Source organism: Atopococcus tabaci DSM 17538, from assembly GCF_000429585.1.
In the GTDB taxonomy this organism is placed as follows: Bacteria; Bacillota; Bacilli; order Lactobacillales; family Carnobacteriaceae_A; genus Atopococcus; species Atopococcus tabaci.
Map to the genome: position 1 here is coordinate 1 of NZ_AUCD01000081.1, position 9351 is coordinate 9351.

General features: G+C 36.4%; 10 protein-coding genes and 2 pseudogenes. 2 read left to right on the forward strand and 10 right to left on the reverse strand.

All coding sequences use genetic code 11. The annotated features are described in order from the left end of the window. Window positions 1-305: IS30 family transposase (locus tag G470_RS14245; protein ID WP_156908066.1), on the forward strand; the 305-nt coding region annotated here is incomplete at its 5' end. Between the two features lie 366 nt (window positions 306-671). Here G470_RS14245 and G470_RS0110260 read toward each other — a convergent pair. From G470_RS0110260 to G470_RS0110305, 10 genes and pseudogenes are all read right to left on the reverse strand, one after another. Then, window positions 672-1436: an ABC transporter permease gene (locus G470_RS0110260; RefSeq protein WP_002311027.1), complete on the reverse strand. Its 765-nt coding sequence runs from the start codon at window positions 1434-1436 to the stop codon at window positions 672-674. Then, the gene (locus tag G470_RS0110265) at window positions 1433-2086 is read right to left on the reverse strand and encodes an ABC transporter ATP-binding protein (protein ID WP_002307505.1); all 654 of its coding nucleotides are present in this window, start codon (window positions 2084-2086) and stop codon (window positions 1433-1435) included. The genes G470_RS0110260 and G470_RS0110265 overlap by 4 nt, the downstream gene beginning before the upstream one ends. Window positions 2087-2169: 83 nt before the next feature. After that, window positions 2170-2592 (reverse strand): cupin domain-containing protein, encoded by a 423-nt coding sequence (locus G470_RS0110270; protein WP_028274733.1) that lies wholly within the window; start codon window positions 2590-2592, stop codon window positions 2170-2172. Window positions 2593-3315: 723 nt separating this feature from the next. Further along, window positions 3316-3503, reverse strand: a pseudogene (locus tag G470_RS13380) (hypothetical protein). A gap of 526 nt (window positions 3504-4029) precedes the next feature. Further along, window positions 4030-4785, reverse strand: a complete 756-nt coding sequence (gene istB, locus G470_RS0110280; RefSeq protein ID WP_028274734.1) for an IS21-like element helper ATPase IstB — start codon at window positions 4783-4785, stop codon at window positions 4030-4032. Next, on the reverse strand, window positions 4775-5773 hold the full coding sequence (locus G470_RS13385) for a Mu transposase domain-containing protein (RefSeq protein ID WP_051258545.1): 999 nt from the start codon (window positions 5771-5773) through the stop codon (window positions 4775-4777). The genes istB and G470_RS13385 overlap by 11 nt, the downstream gene beginning before the upstream one ends. Before the next feature lie 52 nt (window positions 5774-5825). Then, window positions 5826-7025: a hypothetical protein gene (locus tag G470_RS0110290; RefSeq protein WP_028274735.1), complete on the reverse strand. Its 1200-nt coding sequence runs from the start codon at window positions 7023-7025 to the stop codon at window positions 5826-5828. Then, window positions 7012-7719, reverse strand: coding sequence for an ATP-binding cassette domain-containing protein (locus G470_RS0110295; RefSeq protein WP_028274736.1), 708 nt, complete (start codon window positions 7717-7719; stop codon window positions 7012-7014). Before G470_RS0110295 ends, G470_RS0110290 begins: the two co-directional genes overlap by 14 nt. Window positions 7720-7893: 174 nt before the next feature. Further along, the gene (locus G470_RS0110300; protein ID WP_028274737.1) at window positions 7894-8103 is read right to left on the reverse strand and encodes a helix-turn-helix transcriptional regulator; all 210 of its coding nucleotides are present in this window, start codon (window positions 8101-8103) and stop codon (window positions 7894-7896) included. A 2-nt stretch (window positions 8104-8105) separates the two neighbouring features. Further along, a complete protein-coding gene (locus G470_RS0110305; RefSeq protein WP_028274738.1) occupies window positions 8106-8471 on the reverse strand; it encodes a DUF3796 domain-containing protein in 366 nt (121 codons plus the stop codon). Between the two features lie 662 nt (window positions 8472-9133). On the opposite strand from G470_RS0110305, the pseudogene G470_RS0110310 reads away from it, so the two are divergent. Next, window positions 9134-9351 (forward strand): annotated as a pseudogene (locus tag G470_RS0110310) (IS30 family transposase); the annotation flags it as partial.

The following is a 9351-nucleotide window of genomic DNA, read 5'->3' on the forward strand; positions in this document are numbered from 1 at the left end:
CGATTATTTTTGATTGCGGGAAAGAATTTTCAAACTGGAAAAACATCAGCAATCAACAGGATATCGACATTTATTTTGCAGACCCAGGCACGCCCTCTCAAAGAGCTCTAAATGAAAATTCAAATGGGTTACTACGAAAAACCGGTCTACCAAAAGAAATGGATTTCAATTCAGTTACACAAGAGTACATTTCAAGCGTTTCTTCTAGAAGAAACAACATTCCAAGAAAGTCATTAAATTATCGAACACCACTTGAGTGTTTCTTAGATCATGTAGACAATGATATTTTGTCTCGCTTAATTTGACAAATCAAATATTGAAAAAAGGACTATTTTAAATCGAGTAGGAGACTAGCCAATTAATGGCTAGTCTCCTACTCGATTTATTAGTGCAAAGCACCCCTTAAATTTAATGCAAAATAAAATTACAATTTACACTTAATTGGCTTTTTTTACTTAATTTATCGGTTTCATAACTTATTGTTTTTGAGACAATTAAAATTAGAAAGTTCGTTTTGAAACTATTAAGTTATGGAATTTAACTAAAAAACATAACGAATATGAGAGGGGTTATTCCGTCTCTTATTCACTCTATTTTTAATCAACAAACTTTGGTAAGTTTTCTATATAAAATTGTAACCACTGGTTTTAAGAGTAGTGTATCATCCCAAATCATATAATTAATTGACTGCGATTGTTATAAAACTCACGGTAAGCCATATAACTAGCAATAAACGAAGAAATCGCAGTAACTGAAATCAACATAAACATCACAACAATTTGGTAACGAATCGCTTGAACAGGATCAATTCCCGCAAAAATCAACCCTGACATCATACCTGGTAGGCTGACAAGTCCAACCGTTTTTGTTCGGTCAATAGAAGGAGCCATGCCCGTTTTGACGCTTTCTCTTACAATACTCATGGACGCTTGTTTTTTATTGGCTCCCAATGCCAATTTTTCCAATACCTGTTGGCGTTGGTCCGTAAATTTTGAATTCAAAGACCGATAGGTCACTCCAATCGCAGTCATGGCGTTGCTGGCAATCATGCCTGTAATTGGAACGATTTGGGAAGGGGTCCAGTCAATGACTCCTGAAAAAACAAGAATGAGTAAGGACAAGGCTGTTCCTACTCCAATAGCCGTCGTTGAAATTTTAAAAGAGCGGTTGATCCCCTCACTGCGTGTATGGGCGTTATAAGAAGCGTTGAACACAATGAACAAAACCATCGCTAAAGTGAGAAAGTTGTTATCCACTCGTAATACGTAGCTCAATACATATCCAATAAGGAATAATTGAACGACAGCGCGAATTCCCGCAATAAAAATGTCGTTTCCTAATCCCAATTTCTCTTTGTAATCAATCAACAAGGCAACTATCAAGAGAACAGAGGATAAAAGCAAAGAAAGATTACTGATTTCCAAATTGTTTGTCATTTCGATTCCTCCATTTTTCCACCTTTGATAGTAATCAGACGAGAAGCTTGGTCGATTTCTTCCTGGTTGTGAGTGACGGCCAACACCGTAGTTTGTTGGTCTTTCATCATGTCTCGGACTAAATCAAGGACAATCGCTCTGTTTTCTTGGTCCAATGAACTGGTAACTTCATCCAGGAGCAACACTTTCGGTTGATACATCAAATTTCGGACCAATGCAACCCGTTGTTTTTCCCCTCCTGATAGTTCCTTGACCTCTTTCGATAAGTAAGTTTCAGGTATTTGAACTCGTTCTAACAATTTTTTTGCACGTTCCCGATCAAATCCTTCTTCTCTTATGCGGGCAGGAAAAGACAAGTTCTCTTGAACTGTCTCATCGAATAGAGAAGCGTTTTGAAAGAAATAAGAGACTTCTTTTCTATACTCCACAGGATCGATTTTTTGCAGATCCGTACCTCGATAATAAATTTTTCCGGAAGTTGGGGAAAGCAGCGTACCAATTAATTTCAAAAGGGTACTTTTTCCACTTCCAGAAGGACCAGAAAAAACAATCACTTCCCCTTTGTTTACTGTAAAAGAGATATCTTGAAGGATTTGGTTTCCGTTTGCTTGAAAACCAACCTTCTCTAATTGAAACAATGAATCACTCATACCACTTCTCTCCTTTATAAAAAAGCCCTGCACCAGTGGACCATCCATACGGGTGCAGGGCTTTTGTTTCATCCTAGTGTACCTCAGTGTTCGTTTGGATCGTTTTTGGCGTCTTCATGAGTAGGGTGAACCGTTCCTTCAAGGTGATCTGGACCAGCATAAATGGTATACAGTCTGAGCGGCTTATCACCGGTGTTTTCAATGTTGTGCCACATGTCCGCCGGAACAAATACGGCGTCATCATCCGTCACTTTTTGTTGAACATGTAAGTTATCTTTAGAAGGCCCCATTTTACACACGCCTTCTCCTTCTTCAATACGGATAAATTGGTCAATGCCTTCGTGCACTTCCAAACCGATGTCATCGCCCGGTTGAATGGACATTACGGTGACTTGCAGTTTACTGCCTGTCCAAATGGTCGTCCGGTAATTATCATTTCCTGTGGTGGCGTCTTCAATATTAATGATATACGGCTTCTTCCCATGATCCTTGTAGTCTATTTCCATCTTCCATTCCTCCTAGTCTTTGTACTGAAACAATGATACCTACTTCTTATTTATAATAATTATAATTAATGGTACCACATCTAAAATTTTATGCAAATAAATTGGCTTTTTGGAGAGCGATTCTAAACAAAGACCATATAACGCGCAATTACAATTGGTATCCCTTAATCCTCAGCACATAAAGGAAAAAATATGGAATCAAAAAATAACCGATATGTACTCTGGTTATGACTTGAATCAGGGAGAATTTCAGAGACGACACATCATACTTTTTTAGTTTGCACTTGTAAACTAACTAGCGTACATTATGTTTATGCTCACTATCAACCGTTGTCAATCCTTTAGACTCTTATCAATTTCGAAAGAAAGTAGCAAGGTTATTGATTGTGACTGTAAAAGTGGGGTGTTCCTATAAGCACATTAAACTATCTTCTCTAATTTATCATGCTATTTAAATTCTGCTTTTTCATGAGAATTTTTGTCCAAAACTTGTTAAAATGATTTTAAAAAATACTTACATACACAATCCCCAAAAGACACTACTGTCATTTCAGTCAAAAAAGATACCGCAGAAAATTTCCACCTGAGATTCAATACGATATTACTCTCTTGACAGCCAGCTTAATTCCTTAGTTGAATAGATTATTAAAGTGCACAAAAAAACAATGCGGCGTTTGTTATATTTTCTGGTATAAACGACGGTGCTATAAACTTTTTTGCAGATTAAAAATCATATGAATTTAACTCCAGTAATAAGAGTTTAAGTGCCAATGCATGCATGATTCTTTCAATTTCCGTTTTATGAGTAGACAAAGCGATCCTTCATTGCATTGGAAAATGAGTTCGTTTCTCGTAATATGTATGCTCTCATTTTTGGTTGCATAGTATTCTCTCCATTCGTCTTCATACATAAGAACGCCTCCTTTGATCATCCTATATTTAAGTCCTTCGTTATTAATATACGTAAAAAGTTGGTATTTTATTTTTATTTTCTCTCTCTTTAAAAAAACTGAAAAAAGAGCGGTTTACAGGCATTTTCATGGATAGTTACCCATAGATCAATCTGAAATGAGCGTAGAACTTCCTTCTCAAACACTGGTTTTTTAGAGAAATACGAAATATTAGGGTTATTTGCAGAATAGCTACTTATTCTTACAAAGCAACAAGCGAGCAAAAGAAAAAATTCTTTCGAGCGTTTTTTGGCGGTACACTATTTTAGCGACAGGCAAAAGAGTAACTAATTTTTACAACTGTTTTGACTGTCGGCGACGACAGCCCACCGCCAAAAATAAACAAGCCAAGGACTGTGAGGGTGAAGATTTTTTGGTGGTTGGATACTGCATACATCTGAAGCCGCTGTTGCGGAGTTTGTTACCACTAAGTGCGGACAGGTGCCAACATAAAAATGGACACCTCAAAATCGAAGCGTCCATTTTATTATTTTTGATTAGCTAATCCGTGGCGCTCTCGCATTGAAACGTTACCATCTATTACGATCTGATAAGAATCATGCACGATACGATCCAAGATGGCATCAGCGATTTGCGCGTGGCCAAGTTTAGAATGCCAACCTTCAGGCGCAAATTGCGAGCAGAATATTGTTGAATTTCGTTTTAGACGAGCTTCAACAATCTCAAATATATCAGTAGTTTGCTCGATATTTAATGATGTTAGTAACCATTCATCTAAAATCAATAAATCAATTTTTCGGTACTTGGCGATCAACTTGCGATAGCTGCCATCTTCCAAGTGTCTGGCTACTGCTAATTCATCCAAAAGCTCCGGCAAACGAATATATTTGGTTTTAAAGAAATGCCGACAAGCCTGTACTCCAAAGGCGCACGCTAACCATGATTTACCGTTACCAGATGCACCCATCAAGATAATGTTGTGATGATCTCGAATATAGTTAGAAGTACTAAGTTGTGAAATCAAATGCTTATCAAGATTACGATCGGGATAGTATTCAATATCTTCGATACAGGCAGTAGGTTCTACAAATTTAGCGCTACCAATCAAGCGTTTCAATTTATTCGATTGACGGCGACTGTACTCGTGATCAATGATCAATTCAAAGCGCTCATCGAAAGAAAGTTTATCAAAATCTTTATTGTTTTGATTACTTTGGTAGGCTTCAACCATGCCTTGGAGATTCATTTCTGAAAGCTTGCGAACCGATTCGCTATTTAACATTATTTAGTCCTCCAAAATATTTTGCACCACGAGTAAATCCATAATCTTGCGTAGCTTCTTCATTCAAATAACTCGTAGTGTTTCTTTGATTCATTTCTTTCTGACGTTTAATTACTTCTTTTAAAAGTTGGATATTTGGTGCGATACTCACTGATAACACCGTTTTGCAGGCTTCCTCAATGGCAACTGCTGAAGTATTTTTCCTAATATTTTTCAATGCCATTAATTGATTCAGAGCTTGTTTTTCAACATTGTTTTTCAAAATATGATTGATTAATAGCGTTGTATAGTGTCCGATTTCTTCCGCCCATTTCCGCATGGATTCTGGTGTATGATTAAAGTATTCCCGGTGACTGTCCGGCATGTGATTGGGATTGGTTGAATACTGTCCTTGAACGCCGTGAATACGTTTATGAGAAGCAATACGCATTTCTTTGTAATAGATTTCTACCAGTTCTTTTGTGAGACGTACATCGACTTCTTTTTGCAGGTATTCAAACGGAACCGAATAATTGATGTATTCGATCTGGACATGATAATTTTTCTGTACTTTAGCGACTCGCCATTCCGCTGGTCTATAAGCCTTAGCTGGAAGTGGGGACATAAAGGACTTTTCTTCTTCGTTGTAAATGCTCCTACGGGAGCCGGGACGTTTTTGAAAAGGCATTCCGTTTAGTTCATTTACTTTTTCAATAATTGCTTCGTTTAGCTCTTCCAAAGAAAAACACTGAATGTTACGCAATGCTGCGATAATCTGACGTGAAATATAGCCTACTGAACCCTCAACAGAGCCTTTATCTTTTGGTGACTTTACTCGTGCAGGAACAATAACTGTGTTGTAGTAATCAGCCATTTCACGATAACTTTGATTCAAAATTGGTTCGAATTTTTTATGGGAAATGACACCTGTCTTCAAGTTATCCGGCACTATTGTTCTTTGGGAAAAACCTTCAAAACTCATTTTCAATGTTTTATGGATTTGGAACATAACGTTGTCTCCTATATAGAATTTTTTGATTTGTTTTTAGCCTTTAGAGCAATTAGTTTACTACAATCAGTAATAGCCCTATGCTACACAGTGCTAAAAGGCCAATACCTACTAAAAACACCTTATTTATCAGCACCAACATGGTAAGCACTATTAATATACTTGGCATAATATATTTTCGAGGATGATGCCAAAGATCACTTTCCACGTGCCAATTTTTAAAAGGAAAGTACCATTCCAAAAGTACGACACCAACACTGTTTATAACAATTAGACTCAAAGCTAAGAGGCTATATTCTGTTCCGAATGGTTGACTCAACAGTTTTGAGATAAATAAGTAAATCATACTCGGAATGCAATTCCATACTAGTAAAAGAAGAAAGTATGGCACAATAATTTTCCTTTTTTGATTCGGAAGCGACTTTACTTTATCAAGTAACGTTCGGTTGCTTGAAAATAAAATCGACAGTGGTGTATTGATACTCAAAATTCCCAAACCCAAAAGATAGAAAGTGCCCATTTTCATATTCAAAAACATAAATGGCAAGAAAACGGCCAAAGCAATTAGAAACGCACTATTAATCAGATAATTCTTATGAAACATGAAATATCTAAATAAATAGTTGATGAAATTTCCCCGTGATAAGAAAGTTTGATGTTTACGAAAAACTGGTAATTGTAAGAAGTCATAGGGATTACTTTTAAAATAAAAGATCCCAGCCATAGACAATGAGATGAATGAAGTAAGTAAGACTAAATCATTCTTGCCCAACCAAGCAAATACGCCACATGCTATTAGACTGAATACCGCGAGTATTTGCGGTAATTTATACGGAAGTGCAAAAAACATCCCATAGATACAACAAAAGATACTGATGAGAAGGCTACAAAAGAGTACATTGAGCTTTGGTTCCATCACACTGGAAAAAAGAGAGAACACAATCAATGTTTTAGTGCCTAAAACATAAAGACAGGTAGAACATACCAAAGAACTGAGAAAACGATTCTTTATAAAGGGAAGCTGGAGTAAGCCGTGTAACTTCCCATCGTTAATGATTGATTTCGTTGTTTGTCTTGCGATACCCATAGTAAACAATCCAATGCAAGCATAAAAGAAGAAAGGTTTAACAACGATATAAACCCCTGAAACTGACATTAGTAAAAAAACGAAAAGACTGGCTAAAAGGCTTATAACTAAAGAATGATAAGATTTCCCCATCAATTGTCGGTTTAAAAGTTTAATAGTTTTCATGGTTTTGCAGCGCCTTTCGTATCAAATCGCCATCCACATCAGCGCCTTCAAAAGTTTGACTGATTTTTCCGTTTTCTAGGATCAAAACTTGGTTGGCGGTCATTGTGATACTCTCCATGACATGCGAAGAAAATAAAACCGATCCGTATTCTTTATAATTCTTAATTAGTTGATACAAAAATTCTGTACTGTCAAAGTCCAAACCATTCACGGGTTCATCTAAAATTAGTAGTGGGAGTCTCAATGCAAATCCTGTAATTAAAAAAGCTTTTTTACGATTCCCGGTAGAGAGATCTTTTATCAAAGTATCTTGATGGTTAGTGAAACCGAATCCTCTTACTAATTCTGTTATATCAGGTACAGCTTTTTGATAGGAGTCAAATACATATTCAAGGTATTCCCGAAAGGTAAAATACTCAAAAGAGTGGTCTTCGTCAAATATAATTGAACGATTCAATTTGAAGTTGTTTGACTGTACATCTGATTTTTCTCTGAACCACAGAAAACTTTCTAAGTGATAAGTGCCGAGAATCGAGGCAATCATTTTGATTAAAGTCGTTTTCCCAGCACCATTTCGCCCAATCAAACCAACGACTTGATTTCTATATATTGTCAAATCCAAATTCCTGATAATGGGTTTACCCGTTTCATACCATACCCCTAAATCTTTGATTGATAGTAGTTCGTCTTTCATAATCTTCCCCTCTTATTGGTTTTCTTTTAGCTACGGTAACAAATACTACGCCAACTAACAAACACAAAGCAGCCATTAAAAAATTAGCTTTAACTAAACATACGATTGCACCGATGATCCAAATCAAACCAATCAATACTCTAAGTATTGTCCTGTTAACTCTTTTCATCTCCATTATTTTTCAAAGTCAAAATGGAACAAGTCGTCAATTGAAGCGTCCAATTCTCTAGCGATTCGAACGGCTAATTCCAGTGAAGGATTATATTTTGCGTTTTCCAAACGCATAATCGTTTCTCTACGAACGCCCACACGCTGTGCAAGTTCTTCTTGGGTTAAATCTTTTAATAGACGATATTTTTTTATCTGTGTTGTAAAAGTCGTCATAATTACTCACCCGTATCATATTTGTAAGTCAAATACGCCCACAAATTTGTTCCCAAGGCGAAGGTTAATGCTAAGATAATCAATTCAGCTCGATATAAAAATTCATAATCGTGAGAAAGAAAACTTAATACCAAGCTGCCTAGAAATCCAAAACAGAAAGCAATGCGAAAAGCCATCGTTCCCGCGATATTGCGATTTTCTATTAAACGTTCATCTTCCTCGGCACCTAATTTATACCACCAGTAATATTGTAATCCTCCAAAAAACGCAAAAAATAGATACATAGCCGGGGGTCCATTAGTTCCCGAAAATCCCAAAAATCCCAGCAGCCCAATAAGCCAACTCTTGTTACTCAATGTTCGCTTCATTATTTACACCTCTCGAAAGTGATATATTTATCTCCCTATGTGACAAATATATCACTTTAGTTGATGGTTGTAAATGAAAAAACAGCCCCCAGTGGACTGTCTTAATAAAAAATCATAATTAGGTGTGTTGTGGTAATCTTGTTGCAATGATTGGTATTAATAAGCGCACTAAATGGTGCCTTTTTACGCACAATTGGCTTTTTTGGGTCGCAATATCCACTTATAAGCTATATAAAAAGATTGTATCCTCTTTTTATATCTAATCCATAGTTCTTAACTCATTTAAATCATCAAAGAACAGCCACCCATTAGTAGACTGGCCTGATATTAATTCAGCAACTCGAGAAGGACTATCGAAAGACATATTGATTACTGTTCTTAAGACCCCATTTTCTTCAATTACTTTTCCATCCTCAATATAATTATCAATCATATTATTGTATCGATTGAAAAAGTTGCCAGTTTTCCAGTTCTTACTGGAGTCTACAGGTCTACGTAACTCGCTATTTTTTGCTAAAACAAATTGCCCGTCTTTTACGAAAATACGCGATCGATATTTTTTATTTTTAGGGTCGTGGATTGTATAATTAAGCGAGACAGAAAAAAGACATGTTATGATACACTCAAATTAACCTACCAAAGCTAAGGAGAGTGCACCATACATGTCGTACACCCATCTTACCAAAACAGAACTCATATTCATAGAAGAATACTTTGCCATTAATCTCAGTGGTCGCGAGATTGCTAAAAAGCTTAAGCGAGGTCATGAAGCAGTCTACAGAGTAATCAGGAAGTTGAAAACGGGTAAAACAGCGATCGATATTTATCTAGAATACAAAGAAAACAAACAAAAATGTGGACGTAAACCTATTCAACTTCC

What these genes read in the sequence shown, in the direction of transcription:
- G470_RS0110260 (WP_002311027.1), bottom strand. Translation starts at nt 1,436, where the DNA reads ATGACAAACAATTTGGAAATCAGTAATCTTTCTTTGCTTTTATCCTCT.
- G470_RS0110265 (WP_002307505.1), bottom strand. Translation starts at nt 2,086, where the DNA reads ATGAGTGATTCATTGTTTCAATTAGAGAAGGTTGGTTTTCAAGCAAAC.
- G470_RS0110270 (WP_028274733.1), bottom strand. Translation starts at nt 2,592, where the DNA reads ATGGAAATAGACTACAAGGATCATGGGAAGAAGCCGTATATCATTAAT.
- istB (WP_028274734.1), bottom strand. Translation starts at nt 4,785, where the DNA reads ATGTTAAATAGCGAATCGGTTCGCAAGCTTTCAGAAATGAATCTCCAA.
- G470_RS13385 (WP_051258545.1), bottom strand. Translation starts at nt 5,773, where the DNA reads ATGTTCCAAATCCATAAAACATTGAAAATGAGTTTTGAAGGTTTTTCC.
- G470_RS0110290 (WP_028274735.1), bottom strand. Translation starts at nt 7,025, where the DNA reads ATGAAAACTATTAAACTTTTAAACCGACAATTGATGGGGAAATCTTAT.
- G470_RS0110295 (WP_028274736.1), bottom strand. Translation starts at nt 7,719, where the DNA reads ATGAAAGACGAACTACTATCAATCAAAGATTTAGGGGTATGGTATGAA.
- G470_RS0110300 (WP_028274737.1), bottom strand. Translation starts at nt 8,103, where the DNA reads ATGACGACTTTTACAACACAGATAAAAAAATATCGTCTATTAAAAGAT.
- G470_RS0110305 (WP_028274738.1), bottom strand. Translation starts at nt 8,471, where the DNA reads ATGAAGCGAACATTGAGTAACAAGAGTTGGCTTATTGGGCTGCTGGGA.